The organism is Nostoc sp. DSM 114160, from assembly GCF_053470305.1.
Window position 1 is genome coordinate 734,413 of the sequence record NZ_JBPFGO010000004.1, and the last position, 16,533, is coordinate 750,945.

At 42.5% G+C, this 16,533-nt stretch carries 13 protein-coding genes and 2 pseudogenes; 5 read left to right on the top strand and 10 right to left on the bottom strand.

What is annotated here, in order from left to right; all coding sequences use genetic code 11:
* Window positions 1–8 precede the first annotated feature (8 nt).
* The 5 genes from NSTCB13_RS35075 to NSTCB13_RS35095 form a co-directional block, all read right to left on the bottom strand.
* Window positions 9–200: a hypothetical protein gene (locus NSTCB13_RS35075; protein ID WP_448266734.1), complete on the bottom strand. Its 192-nt coding sequence runs from the start codon at window positions 198–200 to the stop codon at window positions 9–11.
* Between the two features lie 314 nt (window positions 201–514).
* Complete coding sequence (locus NSTCB13_RS35080; RefSeq protein WP_445626272.1) at window positions 515–790, bottom strand: TM2 domain-containing protein; 276 nt, start codon at window positions 788–790, stop codon at window positions 515–517.
* A gap of 782 nt (window positions 791–1,572) precedes the next feature.
* Complete coding sequence (locus NSTCB13_RS35085; protein WP_448266733.1) at window positions 1,573–3,147, bottom strand: CPBP family intramembrane glutamic endopeptidase; 1,575 nt, start codon at window positions 3,145–3,147, stop codon at window positions 1,573–1,575.
* 369 nt (window positions 3,148–3,516) lie between these two features.
* Entirely contained in the window at window positions 3,517–3,951 is a 435-nt protein-coding gene (locus tag NSTCB13_RS35090; RefSeq protein ID WP_448266732.1) for a DUF29 domain-containing protein, read from the bottom strand.
* A gap of 268 nt (window positions 3,952–4,219) precedes the next feature.
* Window positions 4,220–6,148 carry an alpha-amylase family glycosyl hydrolase gene (locus tag NSTCB13_RS35095; protein ID WP_445626276.1) on the bottom strand — a complete coding sequence of 643 codons (1,929 nt, stop codon included), beginning with the start codon at window positions 6,146–6,148 and terminating at the stop codon, window positions 4,220–4,222.
* Window positions 6,149–6,625: 477 nt separating this feature from the next.
* Here NSTCB13_RS35095 and NSTCB13_RS35100 point away from each other — a divergent pair.
* The 3 genes and pseudogenes from NSTCB13_RS35100 (at window position 6,626) to NSTCB13_RS35110 (ending at window position 10,346) form a co-directional block, all read left to right on the top strand.
* Window positions 6,626–7,676 (top strand): annotated as a pseudogene (locus NSTCB13_RS35100) (hypothetical protein).
* A gap of 269 nt (window positions 7,677–7,945) precedes the next feature.
* On the top strand, window positions 7,946–9,760 hold the full coding sequence (locus tag NSTCB13_RS35105) for a protein kinase domain-containing protein (protein ID WP_448275628.1): 1,815 nt from the start codon (window positions 7,946–7,948) through the stop codon (window positions 9,758–9,760).
* A 367-nt stretch (window positions 9,761–10,127) separates the two neighbouring features.
* Complete coding sequence (locus NSTCB13_RS35110) at window positions 10,128–10,346, top strand: hypothetical protein (RefSeq protein WP_445626279.1); 219 nt, start codon at window positions 10,128–10,130, stop codon at window positions 10,344–10,346.
* Between the two features lie 130 nt (window positions 10,347–10,476).
* Here the strand turns inward: NSTCB13_RS35110 and ribD are convergent, their stop codons facing one another.
* The 4 genes from ribD to NSTCB13_RS35130 all read right to left on the bottom strand — a co-directional run bounded on the left by ribD (window position 10,477) and on the right by NSTCB13_RS35130 (window position 14,584).
* Window positions 10,477–11,694 carry a bifunctional diaminohydroxyphosphoribosylaminopyrimidine deaminase/5-amino-6-(5-phosphoribosylamino)uracil reductase RibD gene (gene ribD / locus NSTCB13_RS35115; RefSeq protein WP_445632124.1) on the bottom strand — a complete coding sequence of 406 codons (1,218 nt, stop codon included), beginning with the start codon at window positions 11,692–11,694 and terminating at the stop codon, window positions 10,477–10,479.
* A gap of 348 nt (window positions 11,695–12,042) precedes the next feature.
* Complete coding sequence (gene mreD / locus NSTCB13_RS35120; RefSeq protein ID WP_322693628.1) at window positions 12,043–12,660, bottom strand: rod shape-determining protein MreD; 618 nt, start codon at window positions 12,658–12,660, stop codon at window positions 12,043–12,045.
* Window positions 12,661–12,681: 21 nt separating this feature from the next.
* Entirely contained in the window at window positions 12,682–13,476 is a 795-nt protein-coding gene (gene mreC / locus NSTCB13_RS35125; RefSeq protein ID WP_445626280.1) for a rod shape-determining protein MreC, read from the bottom strand.
* Window positions 13,477–13,576: 100 nt separating this feature from the next.
* Complete coding sequence (locus NSTCB13_RS35130) at window positions 13,577–14,584, bottom strand: rod shape-determining protein (protein WP_445626281.1); 1,008 nt, start codon at window positions 14,582–14,584, stop codon at window positions 13,577–13,579.
* A gap of 373 nt (window positions 14,585–14,957) precedes the next feature.
* On the opposite strand from NSTCB13_RS35130, the gene NSTCB13_RS35135 reads away from it, so the two are divergent.
* The gene (locus tag NSTCB13_RS35135; RefSeq protein ID WP_069071395.1) at window positions 14,958–15,320 is read left to right on the top strand and encodes a single-stranded DNA-binding protein; all 363 of its coding nucleotides are present in this window, start codon (window positions 14,958–14,960) and stop codon (window positions 15,318–15,320) included.
* Between the two features lie 163 nt (window positions 15,321–15,483).
* Here the strand turns inward: NSTCB13_RS35135 and NSTCB13_RS35140 are convergent.
* Window positions 15,484–16,228 (bottom strand): annotated as a pseudogene (locus tag NSTCB13_RS35140) (SIMPL domain-containing protein).
* 62 nt (window positions 16,229–16,290) lie between these two features.
* Here NSTCB13_RS35140 and NSTCB13_RS35145 point away from each other — a divergent pair.
* Window positions 16,291–16,479, top strand: a complete 189-nt coding sequence (locus NSTCB13_RS35145) for a hypothetical protein (RefSeq protein ID WP_448266727.1) — start codon at window positions 16,291–16,293, stop codon at window positions 16,477–16,479.
* Window positions 16,480–16,533: the final 54 nt, after the last annotated feature.

Genomic DNA, 16,533 nt, shown 5'->3' on the forward strand with positions numbered 1-16,533 from the left:
ATTTGAAATTACCCTACAGGGGGTTGACATTTCCAACGTCTATAAGTGATATAAATAATTGCTGCCACCTGTATTGGCGCGATCGCAATCAGGTTTTTGAAGAAATAGTTGATTTCTAAATGAGATATAACGCTGAAATATCCTAAGCCTAACAAGAAGAAGATTGCCCAGTTAAGCTGTTTAGGTTTGAAATTGAGCATATTAATAAAAATAAATATAGAAGGTAAAAGTGCTGTATAACTTTTGTTAAAGGTAAAAGGTGAAGCGAAAGGGAAAAAGGATGTTTTTTTTGGTTGCTAACCTTTATCCCTGCGCTTTTGCTGCAATTCTCAGCTTGGAAACGTGTGTTAACATTTGCTTCCAGTAAGAAAGCTATTCTTGCACTAAGTAGAAGGACTAAATTAAACCTAACTCGCTCTCGCCGGGTTTCGACTGCGCTCAACCCTCAATGAATAAGCTTACCGAGCATTGAGCGAAGTCGAAATGCGTCTTCTAAATAATTGTGTCCACCTACTTAGAACCAGCCCTGCTTATTTTCAAAATAGGTATTTACAAATCCTTCAGGGGATTTATTTAAGTAGATCATGCCTTCAATTAGACCTACAAGTTGCATAACTAACAAAGCAACGCCGTAGGTAAAAGAACCCCCAACGACAGAAATCACTAACATGATAAAGCCTTCCGAAGCGTATCCTAGAATAAACTTATGAACCCCAAACGCTCCCAGAATAATGCCACAGTAACCAGCTAGAAGTTGTTTGGTAGGGTGACTGGGGTTAAGATTTGCCATATAAGTGCTGCTCCTTGATAAGTGAGTATAAAAATAAAGTCTTTATTGTAATGGAAGCAAATACATTTACTTGCTTAATAAATAGATTTTTAATTTTTTCAGTCTGAGTAAGTCTCAAGATGAATAATTAAAATCAGCGTGCTTTTATTCCAGAGGAGACGCCAAGATGTCTTGCGCTATAGGCCGAACTGGCGCTCCTTGATAACTTTTGCTGGATTTGACGATCGCAAACCCTGATGCAGCAGTTTTGCAGATTTTTCGCTCAGGCGTTTATCTTGAGCAGAATCAATCTTAAATAATCAGCAAAAGCTGCTACATACACCACTTTTTACAAGTCCATCAGTATTATTTCCGGATTTTTTTGCGATGCTTCCAGCGAATGTGAAATACCATCGCACCAATGGCAAGACAACTGTGTGGCTAGTGAGAGTCTAGAAGCGCAAAAGGCATCTTCTATATCTTTGCTAACCGTTTTTTAGTTACCGATCCCCACTTCCATGAGCGCAAACCGGAATTGCATTCCAATTTATGACAGCTAAAAATGGTTCAAGAAGACAATTAACATCTCGAAAAATGGCTAAAATCTACCTGAATCAGAATAAATGCTTAACTAGATAGTTTGTTGTCTATGTTAATAGCATTCTTTAATTTGCTTTTGCCATTATCCTAATTGGGTTTTCAGCTAGTATTTATGCTTATAACCAATTGTTACTAGTAAATTGTCTCTATCTATGGAGATAAAATCAGATATTTCTGTTTTTGGCAACAGTACTATACTTGTATTAATTGCTTCCCAAAATAAACAGACTTAACAGTGTACCACTATTCCAAAGGCTGTGGAGAAGCATAGGAGCGAGGAGATTGCGCGATCGCGTGTAGACCACTCCCAACACAATGCCCAATGCGGTCAGGGGGAGAATTTCCGATAAGCTGAGGTGAGCGATCGCAAACAACAAACTACTAATCAGAATCGATCCCCACACGGGTAAGTAACGAGTTAGAGAGGGTAACAAAAAACCGCGAAATAGGATTTCTTCAAAAAATGGAGCTGCGATCGCCGCTGTGGAGAAAAATATACCAAGTGCGATACCATCTTGGCTTTCCAGGGCTAATTGCAACAGAGGATTACTCCCACCCTGTCCTTGCCATAGCTGCTGATTAATCAAAGATACCACCACAACTACTGGTAAAGCCGTGCAATAACCTCCCAGTCCCCACAAAAACCAGTTATCTTGAAAACGGAAGCGAAACCAGAATTCTGGTAGTGGAAAAAAGCGTTTGAGAGAGAAATACAGTACTAACAGCGCACCTAATGCTACCAAGAAGTAACTAACCAACACAGAAAATGCCTGAAGTCGCACATCCACAATGGGACGCGGAATGGGTAGCAACGATATTACTAAGGGCACAAAAATTTGCCCCATGAAGAAAAAGCCGATGATAAAAACCTGCAAAACCGTTTCACCTCCCCAAGGCGTTGACCAAGGGATATCAGCATTTTGAGCTAATAACGAGGCTTTTCCTTTCAACAAGCGTTGAGCAAATAATAAAATCAGCAGTATTAGACCAATTAAAGCTGCCAAGGTGGGAATAGTGCCAATAACTGCCAATTTAATCACTGCTTGAGCAGAAGATTCTTGTTGTGCGGCTTTTACTGCTGATAACGCATCTTGTCGTTGCTGGAGTTGGTATAACTTAACCAAAGCAGTAGAGCGAAACCAACCTTCTAAATTCTTTTGAATTGGTTCTTGAGCATTTGGGAGGATACGCGGAGGATTGCTCCATAGTCCAGTCAATACAGCGGCGGTTTCCCCAAACCCTGGATTAATATCTGAGCGTTGTTGTAATTCGCTCCAAGTCTTGAAGGCTGTATCCGTCTGTCCCTGCTGTGCTTGTAAGATTCCCAAGCGCAGGTCTAATTCAGCCAGTAATTTTTGTAATTGCTCAAAAGACTGCTGTAACTGTTGCTGTCCCTGTTTAGAAGTTTTAATAGTGGGAGGAGCGTCCGGTAGAGGTTTCGGAGGTGTGGGAGTTATTTCCGCTTGAGAGCGTAATTGTGCAAGTTTATTGTTAACTTTGTCTAAATTAGCTTGAACTGATTGACGCGCCTCCTGATACTGCTTTGTAGCGCTTTCTAGGGGTTGTTCGCCAAGTATTGCTTCCCGAATCGCCTGGAGTTTGTCATCACCGCTATCTTCTGATTGCCAAGCTTGAGCTTGTAAAGCAATATTTGTTTGGTATAGTTCCAAACGACTTTGAAATTGAGGTTCTTGCCAACTACCGAATAAAGCCGAAACTGCTAACAGAACTGCTATCGGCGTCATCACAAAAAATAAAACCAACCGCTTGAGTGTCATCTATCCCCCTTTAACTGACCAGTGGAGAGCGCGTCCCCCTTGGGAATTATCGCAATAAAAAGTCAGAGGTGGATAGATATCATCAATATTATAAGTTTGCGATGCCTGCGGTAAATGCTCGCCTATGCACCCACGATGTTAAATATACAGTTAATGCGTGCTCCTACAATGCCATTGCATCCCGATACAATGTCAATGCGTGTCCCTACAATGCCATTGCATCCCGATACAATGTTAATGCGTGCCCTTACAATGCCATTGCATCCCGATACAATGTTAATGCGTGCCCTTACAATGCCATTGCATCCCGATACAATGTTATTGCATCCCCCTGCATTAAAAACGCTACGCTTTTTAGCAAAATTGTACTTAGAGGAATTCAGAATCGAGAAGTTGTTCCATAGTGAAAGGACACTCAAGGGGAAAAGTTTCTATTGGCTTTTGAGTCTCATTTACTGCGTCTCTACGAGCGCGGCGATAATATTTCTGTATCCACTCCCAGTTTTCTAGAAGGCGCTGCAAGCTGGGAGTATCTTCCAAGCAATCTTGAATTTGGTTTTGGCAGTTTGAGATTGTGTTAACCCAACTTTTAGTTTTTCGTGGTTGATATTGGCATTTGAGTAAGTACATCAAAAGCACTTGTAAATAACTTCCAAGTTCCTTTTGTTCACTCCGACCCAAAGCCTCTAGTTCCTCTACCAAATGTTCAACATCTAATTCAGCCCAGCGTCCTTTCTTCAGACACTCAGCTTGTTGCTGCGTCCACACCAGAAAGTCCTGATTGTAGAGTGTAGTTTTACTCATCAACAGTTACCCCTTTGTTTTCAGCAGCATTTTGCCTATTTTTGCTCAATGCAGTGCTTTACTAGACATTTTACAAACAAAGTAGGGCGAAAGCGCTGACTACAAACCTTTAATTATTTATGCTGTCCTATTTAATCCTCCAAAAGGAATCTAGCAATTACTCCTTTGATTAATTTCAAGTTGTGTATTTTTTAGTACTCAAAATTCAAAAATAATGAAGAGTGAAGAATCAAAATTTTAATCCTTCACTCTACCTCATTGCATATTTCTACGATTCTCTTCCCGATGCCCAAGTATCACGCCATTTGACAGTACCTTCTTTTGCAATCACCCAGCGGCGATTTACGAGATTTTCGCGTAGAGGCGATCGCCCTTCCCGCCACATGGCATATTTGTAAGCTATGAGATTTCCGGCACTCTCATTAAAGGGAATTTCAGCAAACCAAGTATTGGTGTTGATGTACTCTAAGGGATAGGCTTTGCCGATATCCCAGTTACCTAACTCTGGGCAATCTCCTGTCACCACAATGATTTCACCAGGTTTGGTCTCCACACCATTGAGTTGGACGCGGACAATTGTTTGTCCTTTTATCCGTTCGCCAACGTGGCTGAAAACAATCACTCCCCGTTCTTCTAGTACTAGGTCATAAATCTTGCCATCTTTCACTTCATACTTGTTGCGAGTCACCACGCAGGTATGTTCGCCATCGGGCAATTCTGTTTCTACTTCTGGTAAAGTAACTTCTCCTCCCCGATTTAAAGCGACAAAACACACAGAGTCACGATAGCGGCGTACATAGCAGTAAACATCAGCTGTTAAGTATTTTTGCCAGTGGCTACCCATTGAAACGGCTGGATTCAATCGTCGTAAGCCAGACAGCAGCCTGATGCAACGATAAATCTCACTCTCAGTATCCCAATTTTCCATCATTGGGCGGTTATATGGGTCGTTACCGCCATCAGTATCGTTATGCAGATATTGTTCTGTGCCGTAGTAAATGCAGGGAATGCCGCGACAGGTCATAATTAAGGCGATCGCCACCTTCAGCATCGCTGGATCGGGATTCAGCGATTGGAAACGGCACATATCATGGTTATCAATGAAAGTAATTAGCTCTGTTGCCCCCTTGTAGCGATAATCCTGATCGAAAATATATTGAATTGTTTGGAATCCGTTTTCTGAACCTTGCCCTAGTGCAGCTCGAATTGCCACGCACAACCCAAAGTCTAGAAGTGTCATGCCTGAGTGATTGGCAAATTCCACTGAGCGATCGTCACTGGGATTACTATAAATCCATTCACCAAAAATAAATACATCTGGTTTGTGATTGGTCATCTCGCCAGTGAATTCTTGCCAAAACCAAATCGGCATGTGCTTGACAGTATCCACCCGCAGTGCATCCACACCCCGGTCTAGCCATTGTTTAATTGCTGACTTAATATACTGCCGATATTCAGTATTATTTTCATTAAAGGTTGCTAGACCAGCTAGTTCGCAGTTTTGTACTTGCCAATCGTCTTCCCAATTTTGCACTTCGCCATAGTGGTGATACCAATTATTGACATCATTATTGAAATCAGCAATTTTGACACCATCATCATACAATTCACCTTTACTACCGCTAGTATCAGGTGTACTATGGTTGCAGACAATATCTAGCACTAGCTTCATATTGCGCTTGTGCATTTCTGTAATTAACCGATCGAAGGTTGTATTTTTTTCTTCTTGAGTGGCGTTTAAAGAAGGGTTCTCTCCCTCCGCAATGAATCGAGGATTAAGCCGTTTAAAGTCTTTTGTCCAATAACCATGTATCGCTGCATTGCCAACAAATAATTCTTCAACCTGCTCGAACAGGGGAGTTAACCAAAGAGCGGTAACTCCCATATTTTTGAGATAATCTAATTTATCGATGACACCTTGCAAATCGCCACCCCAGTACTTACCCCAATCTTGTCTAGTTGGATCGTACAGTTCTGAGTTTGCACCTTCGCTGTTATCTGGATCGCCATCATAAAAGCGATCGACTACGAGAAAATAAATTGTTTCCTGACGAAATTCAATATCTCTGGTGTAAAGGAACTCTAGAGCAATCTCAATATCTAACTGCGGTTCTTGTATAAGAGCTTCTACATTTTCCTTTGCAGGATCTACTTTATATTGATCCGGTGAAAACTGAGATGGTGGGGTTTGTACCATAAAAAACTCAAAATTTCATCTAATTCACACTTGCAGAACCAACAGTACAACGTTTCGAGTATTGTGTGTCGCTACAAACTTCGGTATTGTGACATCCTGCCTACGGTGTAAGTATCTATCGCTAGCTAGTTTATAATTCTATCGGTAGATATAATTCATTTGCTAGAGGATAAAAATAAAAGAATATAGCGGTTATTAAAGATAATTGCTGGGTTACAAAAATTTACAAGATTTAATTAAACTAACCTGTAGTAAATACTGAGTTTATCTCGTACTTAGGTGTATATTCGAGAAAAGATTTTAGAACACCTCAACTCCTTGGAGATTAGTTGTCAATAAGGTTTAGTTACACCTGAGTAATACTGACTCGACCACTATCAGCCAACTTTTTCTCTAGAAGATTCGCTCCATTGGTAAACTGACCATTGTCACTTTCAATCTGTTATTACTATCAAGGAATTAATTTAGGTAGCAATTATGACTAAATATGACAAGGTTTTTAATTCACCAAAGACATCAGAGGAATCACTAAGTCCAGAGGAAGCGGTGGCGGCGATCGCAACTGTGACTGCGATCGCTGATTCATTTATTGAAGAGGTAGATGCAGAAAGCTTGGCGGGTATCCTCTGGGAATTCGAGGTTTTCGAGGAATACTCAGAAGATGATATTGCAGAAATAGTTGATAGACTCATCTCCATTGCCGAAGAAGAGGGAATTGGGCCTTTGTTTAATGCCGCCAAAGTATCTCTCTCAGATGAATTAGTGCTAGATGGTTTTGCCGCTGGGGTAATAGTGCTTTTAGACGATGACCCTCGCCATCCCCAAATCGAAACAAATCTACCTGAAAAAGCTACAAGCAGCCTTAGAACTGGAAGATGAAGAAGCAGAGGAAATCATCAAGGAAGTAATTGCAGCTTTTAAAGAAGCAGAAGATGAAGAATATGCAGACGATGAAGATGAGACAGTAGTCATCGAAGATTTTAGCGAACAGACATATCAATCTCCTTTAGGTAATTTTACCGTACCGATTCCGGTCGATCCGCAGCAGGGTGGTAGAATTCAAAGCCAAGAAGGAGTAGTTGGCTTTTCTGATGACATCGGTACTTTACTGAGAATCGATTATTATCCTTTCCCCCTAGAACAGTTAGAGGAATTGGAGTCTGTTGGTCAAGAAGAATATTTACAAACAATTTTAGTAGACAAGTATGTACCCCAAGCGATTTTTGCCAATGTACCAGATGCTTCTGTGGAATATACCGAATATCTGGAAAATACTTTGCGAGGCGCTTACTACGTGTTAATTGATATGCCCAAAGGTTCGACAATTTCTAAGCAAGAAAATAATGGAACTGCGAGTAGATTAGATGCGTACCGGGGGTTGCTCACCTTCATCAGGGGTGAATTTTTGTATATAGTTAGTAGTCAGCACAGTTTTATTAACGGCGAAACTCCTGATTCTGTTGAGGAAGAGGCTGAAGACATCAAAGAAAATATTTTAGAGTTTGTTGAGACTATAGAGTTCACTTAGTACAGTATTTAATTCATTCGTAGCGAAGTAAATTTGGCAGGATTCCGCGATACCAATGCATTGGCCGGCATGAGACATAATAATGGAGAGACGTAGCAGTGCTACGTCTCTACAAAAATTCTGGATAACGCATATTTAATTTCACCAGAGTATATTGCCTTGCCTTCGCTTATGTGATGTACATTTGGAAAGGGCGATGTCTGACGACAAGTTTGGAGAAGACAAGAAGTCTCCGCCTTTGCACTGGGTGTCTACGCTTATAATTTTTCATGACAATAACCCTGCTGAACAATCGCTATCAAGTTATCCAGGTAATCGGCGCTGGTGGGTTTGGCGAAACCTTTCTAGCAGAAGATGTCCACATGCCTTCTCGCCGCCGCTGTGTAATCAAGCAACTAAAACCGATAACCAATAATGACCCGCAAACCTACCAACTTATCCAACAACGGTTTGAACGGGAAGCCGCAACCTTGGAGTATTTGGGTGAAAGTAGTTACCAAATTCCCAAACTCTACGCCTACTTTTCTGAGAATGGACAATTTTATCTCGTCCAAGAATGGATTCACGGTCAAACCCTGACAAAAATTGTCGAAGCCAAAGGATTTGAGAGTGAAACTGCTGTTCGGCAAATTCTCTTGAGTCTGCTTTCAGTTTTAGATTATGTTCACAGTAAAGGCATTATTCACCGGGATATCAAGCCAGATAACATTATTCTGCGTTCTGTTGATAACGCGCCAGTTTTGATTGATTTTGGTGCAGTCAAGGAAACAATCCGTTCAGTGGTGAATTCTCCAGGATACCCCACGCGATCGCTTGTCATTGGTACGCCGGGATATATGCCTAGCGAACAAGCCGTTGGCCGCCCAGTTTATGCCACTGATATCTACAGTTTAGGTTTAACGGCAATTTATCTGCTGACTGGCAAACACCCGCAAGAATTAGTAACCGATCTAAAAACTGGGGAAATACTTTGGCAGCAGCACGCCCCTAAGGTGTCTTCTCAATTGGCCGCGGTACTTAATCAGGCAATTAAACCTCATGCTGGCGATCGCTACAGTACTGCCAGTAAAATGCTATATGCCTTGCAATCTGGTAGTAATATACCTCCTGAGTTAGCTGCAAATACTTCTACAGTTAGTTTTTCTCCCACCGCATCGACTCGGCAAACTCAGCCATTATATTCTCCACAAAACAATTCTACGATTCCAGGGTCTTCCAATCCTAGAAACTGGCAAAAACCTGCTGTGATTGTTGGTAGTTTACTAGTAGGCGGCTTGATTGGTGCAATAGCAATTCCTAGCATCATTCGTCAGCAACAACCAGAAACAACCATTGGCACAAATCCCACGCCATCGCCAGAATCTTTTCCAACTTCTGCATCTACCGAACCGCCCGTTTCTTCTCAAACGTCTCCAGTTCCAGTTATCCCTAGCTCACCACCACAACGGCGACCAACCTCTAATTCTCCAGTTGTACCCATACCACAGCCAGACAAAGAGCCTGTCACTTTAGATACTCCAGCACCGATAGCAGTATCCACACCACAGCCAGAACCAAAGGATAAGGAAAGCGCAATTCCCAAACCAGAAGTTCGTTCCACACCACAAAACAGCGATCGCTCGCCTAGTAAATTAGCTACCAATAGCCAAAGCGTTCCCGCATTTCCTACAGGTACATCAAGAAGTGACGTAGAAGCTACCCTCGGCAAGCCAAATCAAGATTTAAGAGGCGCATGGGGCAAGACTCGTGCTGTCGTTTACAAACTAGTGCCAAACAAAATTGACCTTGGCTACTTATTCGATCGTAATTCTAAAACGCTACGTCAAACTGAGGTATCTTTTGCTCAATCGGTAGACCCACAAGTAATGGAGACTACCTTAAATGGAATGTTAGCAGGGCAAGCCACTGAAGAAATTAAGCAGGGACTCAAACAGGTACAACAGCGCCAATCTGATAATTTTAGTTTTAAAAATGGCTCAGTCAAGGGTCAAATTATCCGCCAACAATGTGATTTTATTTACATCAGCATTTGGGATGCAGATTTACATGATTTTGTAAATCCATCTACAGCCAAACAGTGTTAACTTTCTGGCAAACACTGTTCTCAAAAGTTAGATTTTTGTATCCTCCAAGACAGACTTAGTATTCAACATAGTGATTCAAAAACTAACTTTATTCAGGTACGATCGAGATAATTTCAGTCTTCCCAAACACAAAAAGCCAATTTTTAGAATTGGTGCATTTGTTTTCTAGATTTTGCAACTAAATCCCTAAAAATCTGTTTTTCCCATTCCCTATTTCCGATTTTCAATTCTTAATCTTCATAAAGTTATAAATACCATTATTAAGTTTTTAATAATACTTGTCTCAGCTTCTACATTCATGTCGTAAATTGCGATCGGAATTGTGTAATCTGAAGACAGCAAAGCTAAATTATTCAATCGAGGTCTGATGACTCCTAAAATCATACGTCAGCTTTGGTCAGTGGTTGAAACCGCCCAAGCCAAGCTCCTCTTACAACTGGATGATGCTAGCTTGGTACAGTGGTTAGTAAAACAAACCGAAACGCAAGTGTTGTTAGATTCTAACGAAACTGATTTTCTTAGCCACTACATTCAATCTCGGCTAGCCCTCATACGCGATCTTGCCCATGAACGCCAATGTTCATGATGCCTACGGCGGTCACTGAGCTTCTTGCCTTGAGTTTCGACTGCGCTCAACTACCGCGAAGCCGAAAGGTGTCGAAGTGCGAGCTACGCCAACGCAAAATCAAGATAAATAGATCGCTCGTCAAGCGTTATTACTGTTGACTATTAGCTTTTGGGGAAAAATAACCTTCTACTAAGCAGTCAGAGCCTACTACACGCCAACGAACACGTTCTAAAGACAACGCCTCAGTCATGGTAGTAAAACCTAAATCGCCCACTGGTGTGGGAGCAATACTACCACCAATGATCTTTGGGGCAATAAATGCCAAAACTTTTTGCACTGCTCCTTGAGCGATCGCACTAGCAGCTAAAGTGCCACCACATTCCCACAGCACGCTACAAAAACCTCGTTCATATAAGTACGCCATTGCCTTATCCGGTGTCAGCGATGCTAATTCCACCACCTCCACACCCTGGTTGAGCAACAGGTCTTGAAAATCGGGGTTAGCACCCTTCTGTGTCAACACCAAAGTTGGAGCATCCGCGGTTTGCCACAGATGGGCACTGGCCGGTAAGTTAAGATGGCGACTCATCACCACTCGTAGGGGATTATGTGCCCCCACCTGATGGCTGGTTAAGTAAGGATTATCTTGTCGGACTGTATTACCGCCGACAATTATGGCATCACAAGCCGCCCGCACTAGATGTACTTCACTGCGGGCTTCTTGACTTGTTACCCAAGCGCTATGACCAGAGGTAGTAGCAATTTTGCCATCTAAAGTCATGGCATATTTTAAAATTCCCAAAGGTCGCTTATAGAGAATGCGATGCACAAAAGCTTCATTTAGCTGACGACAGGCTTCCTCTTCTACTCCAACCAATACTTCAATTCCTGCCGCTCGTAAACGGGCGATGCCACCTCCAGCCACCAGTGGATTGGGGTCAACCATACCCACTACTACTTTTGCCACCCCTGCTTCAATCAATCCTTCCGAACAAGGGGGAGTACGTCCGTAGTGATTGCAAGGTTCGAGTGACACATAGATTGTTGCACCACGCGCGCGATCGCCTGCTTCCCTCAAGGCAAACACTTCTGCATGAGGCTCACCTGCGCGAGGATGAAATCCTTCGCCTACAATTTCGCCATCCTTGACAATCACCGCTCCCACTAGCGGATTTGGCGAAGTCCGCCCTAAAGCGCGACGGGCAAGTTCTAAACACCGCAGCATCATGCGAGAGTCAAAGTCAGTTCCTACCTTTGGCTTCGGTGGTGAATTCGAGCCAGCTGCTGACTCCACTATTGATGTATTTTCCTGAGTGAAATTTGGTAAGGATGCATCTGCTTGAGCGACCACTGGGGAATTATCCATAATTTTAGGCAACACTGTAAATATTCTGCACGCGATCGCGCAGCCTCTCCACAAGAGAATCGCGCTTTGCTCCTGATAATTAAACAGTAATATCTAGGCGCTATTATTGGCTGTCTCAACTTACATGAGTCTGTAATATTCACACTTACAGTTCACTGTAGCTTGAATCCATATTGCCAGAGGTTGCCCAAATTCCATAAAGATTTAGGTTACAGGGTACAAAAGATAATTTTCTTGACTCTCACCTATAACCCTTCTTAACTCCTAACTCTTGTACAGACAAGGGTTAACCCTTGTCTCTACTCCTAGTTTTTGTACAGACAAGGGTTAATCGCGCTTCTAACTTTACTATTGCTCCAATAATTTCATCCGCTGCCACCAAAGATTCAACGGATAATAGACGACAGGCGCCCACAGACTACTCAGAATGGCAGAGGCCAGAGCGACGCGCTGATAATATGTCCAAATATCTGTCACCTTACGCTCATTGCCCAGCAAAGTTAATTGCAACCCAAAGATAGTTTCTGCCAAAACTGCTAAAACAAAGACAATTACAGCAATCGAAATAAAATCTTCTTCGATAAAACGCTGTTTCTGGAGCAGACCAGTTAAAGCCCCGACTATCCCTAAACTGATGGCATGAGTCGGGCTAGGTGATGTCATCGAATCTTGAAGTAGCCCCAGAACTATACCAGCTAATGCTCCGGCAAACACCGTGCGCTTCACACTCCAAGCTACCACCCAAATTAATAACCAGTTAGGGCCAATTCCCAACAATTCCATACCTGGGAATCGGGTTGGTAATAATAGCAAACATAACAGTACAGAACTAGCCGTCACTATCCAACCAAACAACTGACGTATACCCGGATGCCAACGAGCAAGCGGCTGAATTCGGAATTTCGATTTTTGCTGTGACGATTTTGGCTTTTTCTGCCTGCTACCACCAAATGCAGGAATCTTCATTTTTCTATTTTTTCAAAGAATTTACTTAGACTTTTGCGGCACGTGATTTGCCGACTCTTGGTTTTCTGGTTTGGGATAAACAGCTACCCAATCGAGAGAGCGGATTGGCGGAAAAAGCTCAATTTTTGCCACTGATGCTGGGAGTTTCTTTAAATCCAGCGACTTAATTCGTCCTACTGCCAAACCGGAGGGAAATTTCTGACTATAAGTAGATGTGGAAACTAAATCTCCTACTTTGACATTTGGAACTTTTTCATAAAACTCCAATACAGCTTCAGCAGAAGAATCTCCTCGTAAAACGCCTTTAGCTGCTGTGCGGCTAACCGATACACCCACTTGACTCTTGAGGTCACTGATTAACAACACGCGGCTAGTATTGGGAGTTACACTCTCCACCAAACCCACTAATCCGCCTTCTGCCTTGACTACGAAGCCTTCCTGAATCCCCGCATTTGCACCGCGATTCAGCGTTACTTGTTGCCACCACTGGTCAGCACTACGTCCTACCACCCGTGCTGGAATTGGTCGCGATGCCAGCGGCTCTTTTTCCACATAGCCTAATAAATCTTGTAACTTTGTCTTTTGACTTTCCAAATCTACTATACGGGTTTGCAATTCCATTATCCGGGCATCTCTAAGACGTTCTTCTGGAGTTGGCCCTGACTGCAACATCTCTAATGGACGCGTAATTGCCTGGTATGTCTCAAGCACTAGTTCACCTTGAGTCTGTCGCAATATCCAAGCACTACCAACTACTAAAGCTAATAACCCAATTTGCAACCCTTTACGATCCCACCAACGCCGTATTGTCACCATATATACCTGTATGTACTTATATAAATTAAGTTCTACTTGGATTCTATGTATATAGAACCCAAATAGAACTTAAATAGAACTCAAGTCTGATATTTTTTTGTTACATATTGCGAGAGCTTTCGATAACAACTCGTTCCAACTGTTTAAAGTTTTCTAACACACGACCTGTTCCCAGCACAACACAGCTCAAAGGATCGGCAGCAATATGGGTAATAATCCCTGTTTCATGACTAACGAGGGTATCTATGCCTTTGAGCAAAGCACCGCCACCAGCTAACATAATACCTCTGTCAATAATGTCTGCCGCCAGTTCTGGCGGTGTGCGTTCTAGTGTCCGCTTCACAGCTTCGATAATTACTGATAGCGGTTCCATCATACTTTCACGGATTTCCGGCCCTTTGATTGTCACAGTTCGCGGTAGACCAGAAAGTAGGTGTAAGCCTCGAACTTCCATCATCGTGTCATTATCATCATTAGTTGGATAGGCAGAACCCATCCGAATCTTGATTTCCTCGGCAGTACGTTCGCCAATGACTAAATTATGAACTTTCTTAATATACTGAACGATCGCATCAGTCAGTTCATCTCCAGCAATGCGTACTGATTCACTGATTACCGTACCTTGAAGACTCAGCACTGCAACTTCTGTTGTCCCACCACCAATATCGATGATCATGTTGCCAGTTGCTTCAGCAACAGGTAGTCCTGCACCAATGGCCGCAGCTACAGGTTCATCGATTAAATAGACTTTTCTGGCTCCTGCTTGGTGAGCTGCATCCATCACCGCTCGTCTTTCTACTCCTGTGACGCCACTGGGAATACCAATGACAATTCGGGGTAGGATTAGAGATTTACCTTCATTTACACGCTGAATAAAGCTTTTGAGCATCAGCTCGGCGATATCAAAGTCAGCGATTACACCATCCCGCAAAGGACGCAGAGCAATCACATTTCCCGGCGTGCGACCGAGCATTTTTTTGGCTTCTTCTCCTACTGCTAGTGCCACCTTTTCGTTGACATCGATAGCAACTACAGAAGGTTCTTGTAGTACAATACCTTTACCAGATACATAAACCAGGGTGTTTGCAGTACCAAGGTCGATACCCATATCCCATGAAGTGCGAAAGTTCCTAAAAATACCCACGCGTCTGTAAGCCCCCTATGTGCGATACTTCTTGACTACAACGGTAAGAGTTAATCGTGCTTGATTCGATTATGTTTGTATCCTAAGTTGAGTAAATTAGACAATATTTTTATATGATTCCCAGAAATATTTAGTATGTCTCAAGCCGCGTACTTTTTGATATTCTCTGGTTAGATTAGTATATCCGTATATTTTTATGTGTTTCTCCAAATAATGTGTATAAATTTTCAAGTCAATTATATTGTTAACTGTTTAACACATTATTTTCAAGTCTTTCACAATTCGCTATGATGAAAGTCGAAATTGCTAAGTACGTTTGTACTGAAAGGTAACGCACATGAGTATTAATATTGTCACCCTTGTGGGTCGTGTAGGTGGCGACCCTGATATAAAGTATTTTGAGTCTGGTAGTGTGAAGTGTAGATTGACACTCGCGGTAAAAAGGCGATCGCGCAACAGCGATGAACCTGACTGGTTCACGCTGGAGTTATGGGATAAGACGGCTGAGGTAGCAGGTAATTATGTGCGTAAGGGAAGCTTAATCGGCATCAAAGGTTCCTTAAAGTTTGACACATGGAGCGATCGCCAAACAGGAGCAAACCGTTCTACACCAATTATTAGAGTAGACCAACTAGATTTATTAGGCTCTAAGCGTGATGGAGAAGGCGGTACAGGAGATATGTCTTCAGAACATTTTTAATTGGGCATCCCTTCTCTGCGAGACGCTACGCGAACGGCTCCGCCCTTCGACTACGCTCAGGACAAGCTCAGGGCAAGTGGGAATTGATTATTAGTCCTTTGCCTTTACAAATGACAAAGGACAAAGGACAAATGACAAATGACAAATGACAAATGACAAATGACTAATAACTAATTTGCAACGTCACCGATGCTTCTACTTGCTGTTCACCACCAACAATCGGGGTGGAAGCATCAGCTGATTTCGCAGCCTCAGCCCGTAAAAACATTGGTGGTGGTGGAGGCGTATTAGCATTATTAACTTGAATGCTGACTATTTCTTTGGATTTAAAACCCAAAGCACTAAAAACGGCATCAGCTTGCTGTCGCGCGTCTTGAGTAGCTTCTTTTAATGCTTGCTTTTGAGCCGCGGCGATCGCTTCATCATTCGCAACAAAACTAATGCCGTTAATTTGTGTTGCACCGGCTTTGACTGCATCATCCAATAATGTCCCAGCTTGTTCAACAGGAATACTAAAACTTACAGTGTTAGTGGCAGCATAGCCTGTAATCCGTTGCACATTATTGGTGTAGCTGTAAACCGGATTGAGACGAATACCGGTAGTTTGTAATTTTTCAACATTTTTGCTCTTGAGAAACGCAACCACCGCCGATGACCTCTGAGCGGCTTCTTGCTGTACCTCTTGAGCTGTTTTCCCTTGAATCTCCACTCCTAAATTGACTTGTGCCAGAGTTGTCGGAATTGTTTCCACTCCGCGACCCACTGACACTAAGGGTTCGCCACAATTTATCTTTTTCTTGTGCGAATGCAGGTAGTGCAAAAGTTGCACATACAAGAATTGCTAAAGGCAGTATTTTCCACAAGTTTCCAGACGGAAATTGAGAACCGGGTAAAGCGGCTCTAGTCATCATATTTGCACTCCTCAAAGTATCCACAGATGTTTTAAATAAAGGTATGTAGCAATCTGCTGGTGGTCGTTGAGAGCCAACAGCCACCACAAGTTTTTCACAACTTAAGTGCGATCGCTAAATACGATTTGTATGTTCTTACTTTGACACTGCGATCGTCAAAAGCGGAAATGGTTACATTTTTTGAAACTAAAAAAATTACACTAGTACTGCACAGGGTAAATGAAACGTTTACGCTGTATTCCTTTTGAATTCGGATTGCTTCACCATAGGATGTTTTTCAGAAACGCGTCAGAATCAAAGAG